Source organism: Rhodococcus olei, assembly GCF_039540555.1.
Lineage (GTDB): Bacteria > Actinomycetota > Actinomycetes > Mycobacteriales > Mycobacteriaceae > Rhodococcus_G > Rhodococcus_G olei.
On the sequence record NZ_BAABFB010000030.1, the window covers coordinates 187,063 to 201,939 of the forward strand.

18 protein-coding genes are annotated in these 14,877 nt (G+C 72.5%); 13 read left to right on the plus strand and 5 right to left on the minus strand.

All coding sequences use genetic code 11. The features are described 5' to 3' along the window. Window positions 1-8 precede the first annotated feature (8 nt). A complete protein-coding gene (locus ABD951_RS10385; RefSeq protein ID WP_345344368.1) occupies window positions 9-827 on the minus strand; it encodes an SDR family NAD(P)-dependent oxidoreductase in 819 nt (272 codons plus the stop codon). Window positions 828-947: 120 nt separating this feature from the next. Here ABD951_RS10385 and ABD951_RS10390 point away from each other — a divergent pair, with 120 nt between their 5' ends. The 3 genes from ABD951_RS10390 to ABD951_RS10400 are packed head-to-tail and all read left to right on the plus strand — an operon-like array spanning window position 948 to window position 2,451. Further along, window positions 948-1,271 (plus strand): hypothetical protein, encoded by a 324-nt coding sequence (locus ABD951_RS10390; RefSeq protein WP_345344370.1) that lies wholly within the window; start codon window positions 948-950, stop codon window positions 1,269-1,271. Beyond that, window positions 1,268-2,284, plus strand: coding sequence for a WXG100 family type VII secretion target (locus ABD951_RS10395; RefSeq protein ID WP_345344372.1), 1,017 nt, complete (start codon window positions 1,268-1,270; stop codon window positions 2,282-2,284). The genes ABD951_RS10390 and ABD951_RS10395 overlap by 4 nt, the downstream gene beginning before the upstream one ends. Next, a complete protein-coding gene (locus tag ABD951_RS10400; protein ID WP_345344374.1) occupies window positions 2,281-2,451 on the plus strand; it encodes a hypothetical protein in 171 nt (56 codons plus the stop codon). Before ABD951_RS10395 ends, ABD951_RS10400 begins: the two co-directional genes overlap by 4 nt. Here the strand turns inward: ABD951_RS10400 and ABD951_RS10405 are convergent. Further along, window positions 2,424-3,263 carry a dienelactone hydrolase family protein gene (locus tag ABD951_RS10405; protein ID WP_345344376.1) on the minus strand — a complete coding sequence of 280 codons (840 nt, stop codon included), beginning with the start codon at window positions 3,261-3,263 and terminating at the stop codon, window positions 2,424-2,426. The two genes, ABD951_RS10400 and ABD951_RS10405, sit on opposite strands and share 28 nt — an antisense overlap. A gap of 152 nt (window positions 3,264-3,415) precedes the next feature. Between ABD951_RS10405 and ABD951_RS10410 the strand changes: the two genes are divergently transcribed. Together ABD951_RS10410 and glmS are read left to right on the plus strand one after the other, a co-directional pair. After that, the gene (locus ABD951_RS10410) at window positions 3,416-4,573 is read left to right on the plus strand and encodes a sialidase family protein (RefSeq protein ID WP_345344378.1); all 1,158 of its coding nucleotides are present in this window, start codon (window positions 3,416-3,418) and stop codon (window positions 4,571-4,573) included. Between the two features lie 33 nt (window positions 4,574-4,606). After that, window positions 4,607-6,469 carry a glutamine--fructose-6-phosphate transaminase (isomerizing) gene (gene glmS, locus ABD951_RS10415; RefSeq protein ID WP_345344380.1) on the plus strand — a complete coding sequence of 621 codons (1,863 nt, stop codon included), beginning with the start codon at window positions 4,607-4,609 and terminating at the stop codon, window positions 6,467-6,469. A gap of 48 nt (window positions 6,470-6,517) precedes the next feature. Here glmS and ABD951_RS10420 read toward each other — a convergent pair whose 3' ends face one another. Further along, entirely contained in the window at window positions 6,518-6,880 is a 363-nt protein-coding gene (locus ABD951_RS10420) for a cupredoxin domain-containing protein (protein ID WP_345344382.1), read from the minus strand. Window positions 6,881-6,925: 45 nt separating this feature from the next. Then, window positions 6,926-7,312, minus strand: a complete 387-nt coding sequence (locus tag ABD951_RS10425) for a cupredoxin domain-containing protein (protein WP_345344384.1) — start codon at window positions 7,310-7,312, stop codon at window positions 6,926-6,928. 63 nt (window positions 7,313-7,375) lie between these two features. Here ABD951_RS10425 and ABD951_RS10430 point away from each other — a divergent pair, with 63 nt between their 5' ends. From ABD951_RS10430 to ABD951_RS10465, 8 genes are all read left to right on the plus strand, one after another. Continuing rightward, on the plus strand, window positions 7,376-8,815 hold the full coding sequence (locus ABD951_RS10430; RefSeq protein ID WP_345344386.1) for an NAD(P)H-hydrate dehydratase: 1,440 nt from the start codon (window positions 7,376-7,378) through the stop codon (window positions 8,813-8,815). 61 nt (window positions 8,816-8,876) lie between these two features. Beyond that, entirely contained in the window at window positions 8,877-10,082 is a 1,206-nt protein-coding gene (gene alr / locus ABD951_RS10435; protein ID WP_345344388.1) for an alanine racemase, read from the plus strand. Beyond that, a complete protein-coding gene (locus ABD951_RS10440; protein ID WP_345344390.1) occupies window positions 10,082-11,158 on the plus strand; it encodes an alpha/beta fold hydrolase in 1,077 nt (358 codons plus the stop codon). Before alr ends, ABD951_RS10440 begins: the two co-directional genes overlap by 1 nt. Beyond that, window positions 11,151-11,630 (plus strand): tRNA (adenosine(37)-N6)-threonylcarbamoyltransferase complex ATPase subunit type 1 TsaE, encoded by a 480-nt coding sequence (gene tsaE, locus ABD951_RS10445; protein ID WP_345344392.1) that lies wholly within the window; start codon window positions 11,151-11,153, stop codon window positions 11,628-11,630. Before ABD951_RS10440 ends, tsaE begins: the two co-directional genes overlap by 8 nt. 50 nt (window positions 11,631-11,680) lie before the next feature. Further along, window positions 11,681-12,331 carry a tRNA (adenosine(37)-N6)-threonylcarbamoyltransferase complex dimerization subunit type 1 TsaB gene (gene tsaB / locus ABD951_RS10450; RefSeq protein WP_345344394.1) on the plus strand — a complete coding sequence of 217 codons (651 nt, stop codon included), beginning with the start codon at window positions 11,681-11,683 and terminating at the stop codon, window positions 12,329-12,331. Beyond that, on the plus strand, window positions 12,328-12,816 hold the full coding sequence (gene rimI / locus ABD951_RS10455) for a ribosomal protein S18-alanine N-acetyltransferase (protein WP_345344396.1): 489 nt from the start codon (window positions 12,328-12,330) through the stop codon (window positions 12,814-12,816). The genes tsaB and rimI overlap by 4 nt, the downstream gene beginning before the upstream one ends. Continuing rightward, on the plus strand, window positions 12,813-13,865 hold the full coding sequence (gene tsaD / locus ABD951_RS10460) for a tRNA (adenosine(37)-N6)-threonylcarbamoyltransferase complex transferase subunit TsaD (protein WP_345344398.1): 1,053 nt from the start codon (window positions 12,813-12,815) through the stop codon (window positions 13,863-13,865). The genes rimI and tsaD overlap by 4 nt, the downstream gene beginning before the upstream one ends. Continuing rightward, window positions 13,855-14,421 (plus strand): potassium channel family protein, encoded by a 567-nt coding sequence (locus ABD951_RS10465; protein WP_345344400.1) that lies wholly within the window; start codon window positions 13,855-13,857, stop codon window positions 14,419-14,421. The genes tsaD and ABD951_RS10465 overlap by 11 nt, the downstream gene beginning before the upstream one ends. Here the strand turns inward: ABD951_RS10465 and ABD951_RS10470 are convergent, their stop codons facing one another. Then, window positions 14,422-14,874, minus strand: coding sequence for an RrF2 family transcriptional regulator (locus ABD951_RS10470; protein ID WP_345344402.1), 453 nt, complete (start codon window positions 14,872-14,874; stop codon window positions 14,422-14,424). It lies immediately after the preceding gene. Window positions 14,875-14,877: the final 3 nt, after the last annotated feature.

The following is a 14,877-nucleotide window of genomic DNA, read 5'->3' on the forward strand; positions in this document are numbered from 1 at the left end:
GTTGCCTTTCAGGGGTTGCGGGGGCGGTTGGTCCAGCCGCCGGAGGCGCGGGGCACCCAGCCGCCGGAGCAGTGGGTGCCGCCGTCGACGTGGATGGTGCCGCCGGTGACGAAGCGCGACAGGTCGGAGGCCAGGAACAGGGCGGCGCCCGCGACGTCCTCGGGCCGGCCGGGTCCGCCGAGGGGCGACCAGGTCGGCCACAGCGGGACGTCGTCGGCGGGCACGATGTCGGCGTACGGGACCTGTGGCGTTTCGATCAGGTCGGGGGCGACGGCGTTGACCCGGATCCCCGACGGGCCGACCTCCGCGGCGAGGGAGCGCGTGAACTGCATCAGTGCGGCCTTGTACGCGGAATACACGCTGTGACCGGGAATCGCCCGGTGCGCCTCGACGGTCGTGAGATTGACGATCGCGCCGCCGCGGCCCCGCTCGGTCATCCCCGGCAGCAGCGCGTGGGTCACGCGGAGCACGTGGCCGAAGTTGATCTCGTGCAGGTCGGTCCACAGATCCTTGTCGTTCTCGGCGAACGGGTGCGGCGGGCGCAGGTAGTGACCGACGTTGTTGACCAGGATGTCGGGCCGGTGGTCCAGCAGGGCGGCCGGGATGTCGGGGTCGCGGATGTCGTGGTCGACGAGGGTGATCGAACCGCCGGCCGTCGAGGTGACGTCGAGCGGATCCGCGGTGTCGACGTCCACGACGAGGACGTCGGCTCCGTGCGCCGCGAACGCGCGGGCGACGGCGGCACCGATGCCCGCGGCGCCGCCGGTGATGATCGCGCGTCGTCCGGGCAGCAGCGCGCCTGGGGTGAAAGCCGGGCTGTGAGACATGAACCCGATTCCATCCCCTCGCGCCCCGTCCCGGGGGGCGCAATCCCGGCCGGTGGGAATTGTTGCGCGGCGCGGGCCGGGACGGGAGGAACCGAAACCGTGTGCGCTGCGTCTGACCCCATGACGGTCCGGTGCGAAGGCACGCAGGGCAGCGGCGCCGCGCAACGATACGGGGGAGTGGTCGAGGTGGACGCGGAGCTGGAATTCGACGAAGCAACGGTCCGCGGCGTCGCCGCGGCACTGATGGACTCGGCCGAGGAGCTCGCCCGGCTCGCCGTCCGCGTGGACGCGACGCGGGGCGCCGGGTGCCGGGTCCTCGGCCGCGTCGTCCGTGACTGGGCGGACCGGACCGCTGCCGACGCCGCTCGGCTGACCGCCACCGCCGACGGTTACGCCGCGCAGGAGGCCGAATCCGGCGCCGCATTCCGGCGCCTCGAGCCGTGAGCTGCCGCGCCGAGACGGTCGACACGCTCCTCGACCGCGCGGCACCCGGACTCCACTACTACACCCGGTTCGTGCCACGGGCCGCTCGGGTCGACCCGTCGCTCGGTGCCGCGGGCGAGGTGATCGCGCGGTATCGGGCGCAGAGCGGGCCGGACCTGGCCGCGATGCACCACGATGCCGACACCCTCCGGGCGGCCGCAACCGTGCTTCGCGCGCACCTGCTCGCCCAGGACCAGGCCGTCGCACGGCTCGCATCGGCATGGCGGGGCGAGGCCGCCGACGCGGCGGTGGCGGTGATGTCCCGCCGTCTCGACCGGGCCCGGGCCGAGTGCGCGGCGGTCGCCTCGGTGTCGGAGTCGCTCGACGGCGCCGCCGACCTGATCCGCGACGCGGTCGCGGCACAGGCGCGGTTCGTGGGTGGTCTCGACCCGGCCGGAGTCGGAGGCCGATCGGCCGCCGAGATCGACCTGATGCTCGCCGGATCGAACGATCCGGACGTCGCATGGCTCGGCGAGGTCCTGGTGCCGCACGTGCGGGCGCACCTCGTCGCGCTGACGGATCTGCTCGCCCTCACCGACCTCGTCGTCGACGGCGCCCGCCGCGTGGTCGAGTCCGCGATCGACGCGGTCGCCGCCGCCGGGGCCGACTCCGAACCGGGGCCCGGGGCCGGCCCGCCGACCCCGCCACCGGCGCCGGTCGTCGAACCGGAAACGGCCGCCGAGCCCGAGCCCGCGTCCGAGGCCGAGACCGAGACCGAGACCGCGTCCGAGACCGAAGCCGCGTCCGAGGCCGAGACCGAGTCCGAAGCCGAGACCGAGTCCGAGACCGAGTCCGAAGCCGAGACCGAGTCCGAGACCGAGCGTCCAGTGGAGCCGGAATCCGAAACCGGAGCCCTCGGTTTCGCCTCCCCGCCGCGGGATCGGGATCGGCGCCGGGAGAGCCCGGCCGGGGCACCCGCGCCGGCCGACGGCAACGACACGGGCGCGGAACTGGCCGGCGCGGGACCGTTGTGAGCATCGACGACCTGCGCGCGCAGTGGCGCGCCGCCCTCGCCGTGGTCGAGGCGTCGATCGTCGCTGCCGACCGCGCGGCCCGCGAATGGGCCCCGCCCGCCGCCGCGCCGGTGCCCGAGCCGCGGGATCCGTCGGCGGACTATCCGCGCGGCAGCTGGCTCGTGTGATCCGGCCCCTCGGTCTCCGCTTCTTCGGAAACCAGTGTGGTGTGGGGGATTTCGACTCCAGGAGTCGCGAACGGCGCATACTCGGTGGCGCCGCTGAGGTGGTAGAGCAGGTAGCCGGTCAGGAGTGCGCGTGTGACGTGCTGGGTCCGGCGCTGCGGCCCACCCAACCCCAGTGCGCCGAACAGTGCCCGGCCCTCGGTCAGCCCGCTGCCCGAGGCCTTGTCCACACTCCGCAGGATCACCTGCCCGCCCCAGGCCTCGGCGAGCGACCGTGCGTTGCAGTTCATCGAGTCGATGTCCTCGGCGCCCGCGAGCACCAGCGCCGGGCCGGACTGGTGGGCGGCGTACTTCTCCGCAGGCGGTGCCGTGGGGGCCGGGAAGAGTGCAGCCACGGCGGGGGAGCCGTGCTCGGCCGCGGCGATCACCGCCGCGCCCGCACCCATCGCGTGCCCCGCGAACGCGACGCGGTCCGGTGCGACGCTGATCTTGCCGGAGCCCAACCGGACTCCGGTGCAGATCTCGGCGGCGCTGCGCAGATCCGCGGCCAGCGCCAGGTGCGAGGCGATCGGCGAGCGCTGGGTGTCCGGTGCGGCCGCGACGATGCCCCACGACGCCAGGTGGATCAGCGTGTCGCGGTAGCGTTCGGTGCTGGTCATCCAGGCGTGTCCGAACACGACGGCGGGCAGCGAGAACCCGCTCGCCGGGGTGTACACGGTGCCGGGCAGCCCGGCCAGCGCGAGGTCGCCGCGCAGCACCGGGTGCGGTCCACGCTTGGACAGTCGAGAGGCCAGGTTCTTCGGAGTCGGCGCCACGCCACGACCGTATCCGATCCGCACCACGACGAGGAGCCGACCCGGGTCGTGGACCGATGTCCGGCAGCCGGATCGGGATTTCCGGAACGGCCACGAAAAGGCCTGGTCGTTTGCTTGAATGACGCCGCTTCCCGACGACAAGGACGGTATGTATGCGGCGGACGGTCCGTGCTCTCGCTCTCGCGTCACTGCTCCTCCTGGGCGCCGGCATCGCCCCGGCGGCCGCCGATCCCGCGCCGACGCCGCCGCCGGCGCCCGCGCCGGGGGTGCTCGGTGACGGCCAGTACCCGCGGCTCGTGCGACTGGACTCGGGGGCGATCGTCGCGTCCCTGACCACCCACGACGATCGCGGCGACGTCACCCGGATCATGGAGAGCACCGACGAGGGCGTCAGCTTCCATCCGATCGGTGAGGTGCGCGATCCGGAGGCCGTGAGCGGGCAGTGCTGCGCCACGATCTTCGAGATGCCGCAGCAGGTCGGAACGCTGCGGGCCGGGACGCTGCTGTGGGCGGGCACGGTCGGGTACCTCGCCGGCCCGGACAGCAAGGTCGCGATCAAGGTCTGGTCGAGCTCCGACGGCGGCCGCACCTGGACCCCGCTCGGGGTCGCGGCGCGGTCCCCGGGCAACGGCGGAGTGTGGGAACCCGAGTTCACCGTCGACGCGGGCCTGCTGTGGCTCTACTACGCCGACGAGACCGAGAGCCCCCGGCATTCGCAGGTGCTCAGCCGGGTCGCCACCCTCGACGGGATGAACTGGTGGGGCCGCCACATCGTCCAGGCAAACGACCAGCAGAGCCTGCGCCCGGGCATGGCCACCATCGCCCGGCTGCCCGACGGCAGGCTCGCGTCCACCCACGAGATGTGCGAGACCGGACGCGACCGCTGCACGCCCTACCTGAAGTTCTCCGACACCGGACTGTGGTGGGGGAACGGGACCACCGACCCCGGCATCCAGGTGGTCGCGGACGACGGCAGCAGGCTCAAGCACTCGCCGTTCCTGACCGCGATCGCCGGCGGGCCGCACGGTACCCGGCTCGTCCTCGGCGGGCAGGCGCTGATCGACCGCGACGGCAAACGCGACGGGCGCAGCGGCCGCGTGCTGCTCGTCAACGACAACTACGGTCTCGGCCCCTGGTTCGAGATCGCCGCGCCGGTGCCGGTCCCGGACCCGAAGGCCGACACGTGCGCGAACTACAGCTCGCCGCTGCTGCCCGTCGACGGTGGGGCGAATCTCCTGCAAATCGCGGTCACGCTGAAGGACGGCGTGTGCACCGCCCGCTTCGCCAAGGGGCCGGTGGGGCCGCACTGACCGAGGTCCACGAGCCCAGTACGCTTGGTCACCATGTGCGGAATCGTGGGATACGTCGGCCACCGCCGGGCCCTGGATGTCGTGGTGGAGGCGCTGCGGAGGATGGAGTACCGCGGCTATGACTCCGCCGGGATCGCGATCCTGGACGGGGCCGGGGGACTCGCCGTCGAACGCAAGGCCGGGAAGCTGGCCAACCTGACCGCCGAGCTGGCCGAGGCCGGCTCCGACCACTTCGTCGGCAGCACCGGCATCGGTCACACGCGGTGGGCCACGCACGGCAGGCCCACCGACCGCAACGCGCACCCGCACCGCGACGCGAGCGGCAAGCTGGCCGTGGTGCACAACGGGATCATCGAGAACTTCGCGCCCCTCAGGCAGGAACTCGAGGCCGCGGGTGTCGAGCTGCGCAGCGACACCGACAGCGAGGTGGCCGTGCACCTGGTCGCGCAGGCCTACGCGGAGGGCGAGACCGCCGGCGACTTCGTGGCCAGCGCGCACAAGGTGCTGCGCCGCCTCGAAGGCGCGTTCACACTGGTGTTCACCCACGCCGACCACGCGGACACGATCATCGCGGCGCGCCGGTCCACCCCGCTCGTCGTCGGTGTCGGCGAGGGCGAGATGTTCGTCGGGTCCGATGTCGCCGCGTTCATCGAGCACACCCGGGACGCGATCGAACTCGGCCAGGACCAGGTCGTCGTGATCACCGCCGACGGCTACGAGATCACCGACTTCGCAGGCAACCAGGCGACCGGTCACCCGTTCCGGATCGACTGGGACCTCGAGGCCGCCGAGAAGGGCGGTCACGACTACTTCATGCTCAAGGAGATCGACGAGCAGCCGGCCGCGGTCGCCGACACCCTGCTCGGGCACTTCGAGGACGGCCGGATCGTCCTCGACGAGCAGCGGCTCTCCGACCAGGAGCTGCGCGACGTCGACAAGGTCTTCGTCGTCGCGTGCGGCAGCGCCTACCACTCGGGTCTGCTCGCGAAGTACGCGATCGAGCACTGGACCCGGCTGCCCGTCGAGGTGGAGCTCGCCAGCGAGTTCCGGTACCGCGACCCGGTTCTCGACCGGTCGACGCTCGTCGTCGCGATCTCGCAGTCCGGCGAGACCGCGGACACGCTCGAGGCGGTCAAGCACGCGAAGGACCAGAAGGCCCGGGTGCTCGCGATCTGCAACACCAACGGTGCCCAGATCCCGCGTGAGGCCGACGCCGTCCTCTACACCCGGGCCGGTCCGGAGATCGGTGTCGCGTCCACCAAGGCGTTCCTCGCCCAGGTGGCCGCGAACTGCCTGGTCGGGCTCGCGCTGGCGCAGGCCCGGGGCACCAAGTACCCGGACGAGGTGGCCCGGGAGTACCGGGAGCTCGAGGCGATGCCGGCGCTGGTCGACCGGGTCCTCGAGACCGTCGAGCCGGTGCGGGCGCTGGCCCGGGAGCTGGCGCACTCGTCGACGGTGCTCTTCCTGGGCAGGCACGTCGGGTACCCGGTCGCGCTCGAGGGTGCGCTCAAGCTCAAGGAGCTGGCGTACATGCACGCCGAGGGCTTCGCGGCCGGCGAGCTCAAGCACGGTCCGATCGCGCTGATCGAGGAGGGCCTGCCGGTCATCGTCGTGATGCCGTCGCCGAAGGGGCGGGCGGTGCTGCACTCGAAGCTGGTCTCGAACATCCAGGAGATCAAGGCTCGCGGTGCCCGCACCATCGTGATCGCGGAGGAGGGGGACGAGACCGTGCGGCCGCACGCCGACCACCTGATCACGATCCCGGCCGCCCCGACGCTGCTGCAGCCGCTGCTGTCCACCGTTCCGCTGCAGGTGTTCGCGGCCGAGGTCGCCCGCGCCCGCGGTTACGACGTCGACAAGCCGCGCAACCTGGCCAAGTCGGTCACCGTCGAGTGATGCTGTGCCGAGCGCGTCGCGTCACCCGCGGCGCGCTCGGTCCAAGGCTCAGCCGACGATGATCGTGCCGCCCATGCTGGTGTGCACGTTGCACTGGTACGGGTAGGTGCCCGGCTGGTTGAAGGTGTGACTGTAGGTGCCACCGGTCATCGTGCCGCTGTCGAAGTAGTCGTGCGTGGTGCCCTGCTGCGTGGCGGTGACACTGTGCGCGGAGCTGGTGTCGCTGAAATCCCACGTCACCGTGTCGCCCACGTGGACCCGCAGGGTCGACGGGCGGTAGGCCATGTTGGTGACCGTGACCGTGAAGGTTCTGTTCGGCTGCGCCACCGCCGGTTGGGCCGTCAGCGGTGCGGCGAACACGATCAACGCGGCAGCGGCCACACACGACGATGTGACTCGTATCACGTTCATCCCTCGAGGGTACGCCGCCGGTGAGGGGAACGGCCGCCTTCCCGGCTACCCCGTCACGACGACGGTGCCGGTCATGTCCGGATGCAGCGAGCACTTGTACGGGTAGGTTCCGGGCTGGTCGAACCGGTGGGTGTAGGTACCGGTCGCCAGGATCGGGCTCTTGAATCCGGACGCCCCGGCGGCGGTGCCGGTGACGTTGTGCGGGATCGCGTTGTCGTCGAACCGCCAGGTGACCGACTGGCCGGCGCGGATCGTGACCGAGGCGGGCGTGAACGCCATCCCGGCCACCCGCACCACCGCGGTGTCCGCGGGCGGCTCCGCCTCGGCGGATGCCGTCGTGGTCGACGAGGCACCGTCCGTGGAGGTGCCGCAACCGGTGAGCGTCGCGACGAGCAGCAGGCCGGCGGCGGCCGAGGTGGCGAGTGCACGCATGGACCGAGAGTAGACCTGCCGATACCGTCGACCCGTCCGCTTCTGTCGATCGGAGGGTCTCCCGTGCGTGAATTCCACACGACCGCGCAGGTCCGCGCCGCGGAGGCGCCGCTGCTGGCGGCACTGCCGGAGGGGACCTTGATGCGTCGCGCCGCGCACGGGCTCGCCCGCGTGGTCGCAGCCGAATTGCGTTCGCGGACAGGCGGGGTCGTGGGCCGCGAGGTGACACTGCTGGTCGGTTCCGGTGACAACGGCGGCGATGCCCTGTGGGCCGGTTCGATGCTGCGTCGCCGCGGTGTCTCGGTGCGGGCCGTCCTGCTCGACCCGGCGCGCGCGCACCGCGCCGGACTGGCGGCGCTGCGGGCGGCCGGAGGGCGGGTCCACGCGGTCGTCGGCGATCCGGACCTGGTGCTGGACGGGATCGTCGGGATCTCCGGCCGGGGACCGCTGCGGCCGGCGGCCGCGGACCTCGTCGCCGGCGTCACCGCGCCGATCGTCGCGGTCGATCTGCCCAGCGGCGTCGACCCGGACACCGGAGCCACCCCGGGACCGGCGGTGACGGCCGCGGTGACCGTCGCGTTCGGCGCGCTCAAGCCGGTGCACGTGCTCGCCGGGGCGCGCTGCGGCCGCGTCGAACTGGTCGACATCGGACTGGAGCTGCCCGCGTCGTCGATCGCCGCGATGACGCCCCGCGAGGTCGGGGCGCGCTGGCCGCTGCCCGGTGCAGCCGACGACAAGTACAGCCAGGGGGTGGTCGGTGTCGTCGCCGGCGGTGCCCGGTATCCGGGGGCCGCGGTGCTGTGCTGTGGGGGCGCGGTGGCCGCGACGTCGGGCATGGTGCGGTACGCGGGGGCCGCCGCGCCGCAGGTGCTGTCGCGGTGGCCCGAGGTGGTCGCGGCGGACGGGGTCGCGGACGCGGGCCGCGTGCAGGCGTGGGTGGTCGGGCCGGGAATCGGGACCGGGGGCGAGGCGCGCGAGGCGCTCGTCCGGGTGCTGGAGAGCGATCTGCCGGTCCTGCTCGACGCCGATGCGCTGACCGTGCTCGCCGCCGAGCCGGGACTGGTCGCCGGGCGCGCCGCGCCCACCCTGCTCACCCCGCATGCACGCGAGTTCGCACGACTGACCGGAGACGACCCCTCAGGTGACCGGGTCGGACACACTCGCGCGCTGGCCGCCCGCTGGGGGGTCACCGTGCTGCTCAAGGGCCGCTCGACCGTGATCGCGGACCCCGACGGCCGGGTCCTGGTCAACGAGGCCGGCGGGTCGGCGGCTGCGACGGCCGGGTCCGGCGACGTCCTCGCGGGAGTGATCGGGGCGCTGCTGTCGACCGGGCTGGAGCCGTCGGCCGCCGCGGCGATGGGCGCGCGGGCGCACTCCCTGGCCGCGGCGCTCGCCTCGGGGGAGGGATCGGAGATTCCGGCTCCGATCTCGGCAGGCGCCCTGTTGACGCAGATCAGGGCCGCAATCCGGATTCTGCGGGCCCATCAGGTGCCCAAAACGTGACCCACACGGTGAGCGAGGTCATTGGGGTGTAACGGCAGGTGGTGGCAGGATCGGGGGCACCATGAGCATCGCGACGCAGTCCGACCGCACGACACCCGGCCTCTCGCCGGGTGTCGGTTTGTCCGTTACGTCACCGCAGGCAGAGGCCCTCATCGACCTCGACGCCGTCGCAGACAACGTTCGGCTGCTGCGCGAGTGCTCCGGCGATGCCGACGTGATGGCCGTCGTCAAGGCCGACGCCTACAACCACGGCGCCGTCGAGGTCGCCCGGGCGGCCCTCGCCGCCGGAGCCGCCGAACTGGGGGTCACCACCGTCGGTGAGGCGCTCGCGCTGCGGGCGGCCGGAATCACCGCGCCCGTGCTGTCGTGGCTGCACACTCCGGACACCGACTTCCGGGCGGCGATCGCGGCCGACGTGGAGGTGGCGGTCTCGTCGCCGCGGCACCTCGACTCGGTCGTCGCGGCGGCCCGTGAGGTCGGGACGACGGCGACGGTGACGATGAAGGTCGACACCGGCCTGAGCCGAAACGGCGTGTCCCCGGTCGAACTCGCCGACCTGCTGGACGGACTCGCCCGCGCCCAGGCCGAGGGCGCCGTGCGGTTCCGCGGCGTGTTCTCGCATCTCGCGCACGCCGACCAGCCGCATCACCCGATCATCGATTCGCAGGCCCAGGTGCTGCGCGAGGCGGTCGCGCAGGCGGCCCGGATGGGGTTGCACGCCGAGCGGGTGCACATGGCGAACTCCGCCGCCGCCCTGACCCGCCCCGACCTGCGGTTCGACATGGTCCGCCCCGGCATCGCGCTGTACGGGCTGTCCCCGGTCCCCGAACTCGGCGGGTTCGGACTGCGTCCGGCGATGGTGCTGCGCGCGCGGGTCGCGCTGGTGAAGACCATTCCGGCCGGTTCCGGTGTGTCGTACGGCCACACCTGGGTCACCCCGCGCGACACCACCGTCGCGCTGCTGCCCGTCGGATACGCCGACGGCGTGCCGCGCGCGCTCGGCGGACGCTTCGAGGTCCAGATCGGGTCCCGCCGCTTCCCGCAGGTCGGGCGGGTGTGCATGGACCAGGTCGTCATCGACCTCGGTACGGATCCCGGTTCCGTCGCGGAGGGCGACACCGCGGTTCTGTTCGGCTCCGGCGACGACGGCGAACCGGTCGCGCAGGACTGGGCGGACGCCCTCGACACCATCCACTACGAAGTCGTCACCGGTGTGCGCGGCCGGGTCGTGCGCACCTACGTCGGCGGCGAACAGGTGCGCCGGTGATGTCGTTCGGTCGCCGCGGCGTCATCGGTGGTGCGGGCGTGGCGACGGCCCTCGGTGCGCTCGCCGGGGTCCGGGCCGTGCACCACAGGACCGAGCCGAGCCGGAGAGGCCGGGACCGTCACGCCGGCGAGGACTTCGGACTCCTCGACTCCGACCGCGGCAGCCTCGTCGTCGCCGACGACGGGGTGATGCTCGCGATCCGCGAGGTCGGACCGGTCGACGCCGCCGTCACCGTCGTGTTCGTGCACGGGTACTGCCTGCGGATGGACTCCTGGCACTTCCAGCGCCGCCAGCTGCGACGGCGCTGGGGCGACTCGGTGCGGATGGTGTTCTACGACCAGCGCGGTCACGGCCGGTCCGGCACCCCGACTCCCGAGTCCTGCACGATCGGTCAGCTCGGCCGGGACCTGCATGCGGTGCTGCGGGCGGTCGCACCGACCGGTCCGGTGGTGCTCGTCGGCCACTCGATGGGCGGGATGACGATCCTGTCGCTGGCCCGTCAGGTGCCGGAACTGTTCGGCACCGAGGTGATCGGGGTCGGGCTGCTCGCCACCGCCGCCGCGGGTCTGAACAAGGCCGGGCTGAGCCGCAACCTGCAGAATCCGGTGATCGACGCGTTCCGGCTCGCGGTGCGCACCGCTCCGGGGGTCGTTCAGATCGGTCGGGGCGCGGCCCGCGCGATCATCTCCCCGATCCTGCGCGCGGCGTCCTTCGGCACCGAGGTGAGCCCGTCGTTGACGAGGTTCTCGGAGAGCATGCTGAACGAGACGTCGGTGACGACGATCGTCAACTTCCTCAAATCGCTGGAGCTGCACGACGAGTCGGCGGCGCTGCCGGTGATCGCGGACCTTCCCGCGCTGGTGCTGTGCGGTGACGCGGACATGGTGATCCCGTTCGCGCAGTCACAGGCGCTCGCCGACGCGCTCTCGAACTGCGAACTGGTACGGGTGGTTTCGGGCGGGCACCTCGTGCAGCTGGAGTTCCCGATCCGGGTGACGGATGCGATCGACCGGCTCGTCACCCGGGCGATCGACGAGAGCGGCGACGTCGTCGCGGAGGCGGGCATCGGTGGCTGAGTCGACACATTCCGTGATCCATCTGCCCACCGTCGCGGACACCGAGGCGTTCGGCCGGCGGCTCGCGGTCGAGTTGTCCGCCGGCGACCTGGTGGTTCTCGACGGACCCCTCGGGGCGGGAAAGACCGCGCTCGCCCGCGGTATCGCCGCCGGACTCGGGGTGCGGGGCCGGGTCAGTTCCCCGACGTTCATCATCGCCCGCGAACACCGGGCGGGGGAGCGTCCCGGCGGCGGCGAGCCGGTCGCGATGGTGCACGTCGACGCGTACCGGCTCGGTCTCGGCGGGCAGCGTTCGGCGACGTTCGACGAGCTCGACGCCCTCGACCTGGACACCGACCTGGCCGGGGCCGTCGTCGTCGTGGAGTGGGGCGAGGGCATCGTCGAGCACCTCGCCGACCGGCACCTGCTGGTTCGGCTGCGCCGGGAACCCGACTCCGATGTTCGTACCGCGCAGTGGGGTTGGGTCGCGTGAACGCCTGCCGCGGTGAATACCGCACTGACGTGCGGGTATTCTGACGCACTGTGCTCGTACTCGCCGTCGATACCGCCACCCCGGCCGTCACCGCGGGGGTGGTGTCCCTCGACGGCGCCGCCCCCCGCCCCCTGTCGTCGCGGATCACCGTCAACGCCCGCGCTCACGCGGAGGTCCTGACCCCGCACATCCTCGACTGCCTCGCCGAGGCCGGCCACGTCCCCGCCGACCTGGACGCGGTCGTGGTCGGGTGCGGGCCGGGGCCGTTCACCGGCCTGCGCGTGGGCATGGCCACCGCGGCCGCGTTCGGCGACGCCCTGGGGGTGCCGGTGCACGGGGTGTGCAGCCTCGACGCGATCGCGGCCGACGCCGCAGCGATCGACGGCCGGGATCTGTTGGTGGTCACCGACGCCCGCCGCCGCGAGGTGTACTGGGCGCGCTACTCCGGCGGCACGCGGGTGGCCGGGCCGGAGGTCGCCAAGCCGGCCGACCTGGAGCCCCAGCCGTCGGTGATCGTGGCCGGTTCGGCTCCGCACGCGGAGCTGTTCGACCTGCCGGTGGTGGCCGTGCAGACGCCGTCGCCGGCCGGGCTGGTGTCCGTCGCGGCGCCCGCGATCGTCGGCGGTGTCGTTCCCGAACCGCTTGTGCCGCTGTACCTCCGGCGCCCCGACGCGGTCGAGATGGCGGACCGCCGACGATGAACGCACAGGTCACTGCGATGCGGCCGGGTGACGCCGGGCGCTGCGCGGAACTCGAGGCACTGCTGTTCTCCGGCGACGGGCCGTGGAGCGCCGACGCGTTCCGCTCGGAACTGGCGCACCCGCACAACCACTACGTCGTCGTCCGCGACGAGTCCGGCATCGTGATCGGCTACGCGGGAATCGCGTTGCTGGGCACCACATCGGACGCCGAATCCGAGGTCCACACGATCGGCGTCGACCCCACCCACCGGCGCCGCGGTCTGGGCTCGGTGCTCCTCGCGGAATTGCTGCGGCTCGCCGACGGTCACGGCGGCCCGGTGTTCCTCGAGGTGCGCACCGACAACGAGGCCGCGATCGCTCTCTACCGGCGGGAGGGATTCGAGATCGTCGGAACCCGCCGCAACTACTACCAGCCCAGCGGAGCCGACGCGTACACGATGCGCCGCCCGGCACCGCCGAGCGAGACCGAGGAGCCGCAGCCGTGATCGTGATGGGCATCGAAAGCTCCTGCGACGAAACAGGAGTCGGCATCGTCCGCTGGCGTGCGGACGGCACGTGCGAGCTGCTCGCCGACGAGGTCGCCTCGAGCGTCGACCAGCACGCCCGCTATGGCGGCGTGGTCCCGGAGGTCGCGTCCCGGGCGCACCTCGAGGCGATCGTGCCGACGATGCGCCGTGCCCTCGCGGAGGCCGGGATCGCCAAGCCGGACGCGCTGGCCGTCACCATCGGCCCCGGCCTGGCCGGGGCGCTGCTCGTCGGCGCGGCCGCCGCGAAGGCGTACGCCGCGGCCTGGGACGTGCCGTTCTACGCGCTCAACCACCTCGGTGGGCACGTCGCCGTCGACACCCTCGAACACGGACCGATGCCACCGTGCGTGGCGCTGCTGGTCTCCGGCGGACACACCCATCTGCTGCACGTACGCGACCTCGCCCAGCCGATCGAGGAACTCGGCACCACCGTCGACGACGCCGCCGGCGAGGCGTTCGACAAGGTGGCCCGACTGCTCGGCCTCGGGTTCCCGGGCGGGCCGGCGCTCGATGCGGCCGCCCGCGACGGCGACCCGAACGCGATCGCGTTCCCGCGCGGCATGACCGGTGCGCGGGACTCCCGCCACGACTTCTCGTTCTCCGGCCTCAAGACCGCGGTTGCGCGGTACGTCGAGTCCAGGGAACGGGCCGGTGAACCGCTGCCGATCCCGGACATCGCGGCGTCGTTCCAGGAGGCCGTCGCCGACGTGCTGACGATGAAGGCGGTGCGCGCGGCAACCGACGTCGGCGTCGACACCCTCGTCCTCGGCGGCGGCGCGACCGCGAACTCGCGGATCCGGTCGCTCGCGGAGGAGCGGTGCGCGGCCGCAGGTTTGACGCTTCGCATCCCGAAGCCGCGACTGTGCACCGACAATGGCGTGATGATCGCCGCACTGGGTGCCCACGTCATCGCCGGGGGAGCGTCGCCGTCGCCGTTGACCGTCGCGACCGACCCCGGACTGTCCGTGACCGTCAGCCAGTCGTCGGACCGGGGCGATGTCCGCTGACGACGGCGACGACGCGAAGTTCGCGCGACTGCCGCGGAAGACGCGGGCCACGCTGATCCGTCGGGCGGTGATCCGGCCGATCGTCACCGCACTGCTGTGCGTGGTCGTGTATTTCGTGGTGCCGATGGACAACCTGTCGTCGCTGAGTGCGGTGGGCGGTCTTCTGGCGTGCCTGCTGCTGGTCGCGGGCGTGTTCGTCTGGCAGATCCGCAAGATCCTCACCGCGCAGTACCCGGCGGTGCAGTCGGTCGAGGCACTGGCCGTGTCGCTGCCCGTCTATCTGCTGGCGTTCGCCACCGTCTACCACATCGTGTCGCAGACGTCGGTGGACAGCTTCAACGAGGAGCTCTCGCGGCTCGACTCGCTGTACTTCACCCTGGTCTGCTTCTCGACCGTCGGATTCGGGGACATCGTCGCCAAATCCGAGGGCGCGCGGGCCGTGGTGACCGTGCAGATCGTCGGGAACCTGGTGCTGCTGGCGGCCGGAGTCCGCGTGATCACCGCGGCCGTCAAGGCCGGCAAGCGACGGCGCGACGCGCGGGAGGACGGCGACTGACTAACTCGCGCCGGACGCCGGCGGACGAGACAGGGTCAGCAGGGTCCGGGTGGAGGGCGAGGACACGAGGTCCTCGATAGTGATCGTGTCGAGGGAGTCGTAGAACGCGTCCTGCGCCCGGCGCAGCGCGGCGCGCAGCCGGCAGCCGCCGCGCAGCGGGCAGGGCGCGTTGCCCTCGCAGTTGACGACCTCGTCGTCGCCTTCGAGTTGCCGGGTGAGCCACCCCACCGACGTCCCGCGGGCCCGTTCGGTGATCGTGAGCCCGCCGCCCCGACCGCGGCGGGCCTCGACCATGCCGAGTTCCTTCAAACGCAACACGACCTTCGTCGTGTGTGTGTACGGAATCGCCATCTCATCCGCCACCTGACCCGTGGTCAGGCCGCCGCCTCCGGGGGACACGGCGAGGCGCATGATCACGCGCAGCCCGAGGTCGGTGAAACGAGTCAGCTGCACGGA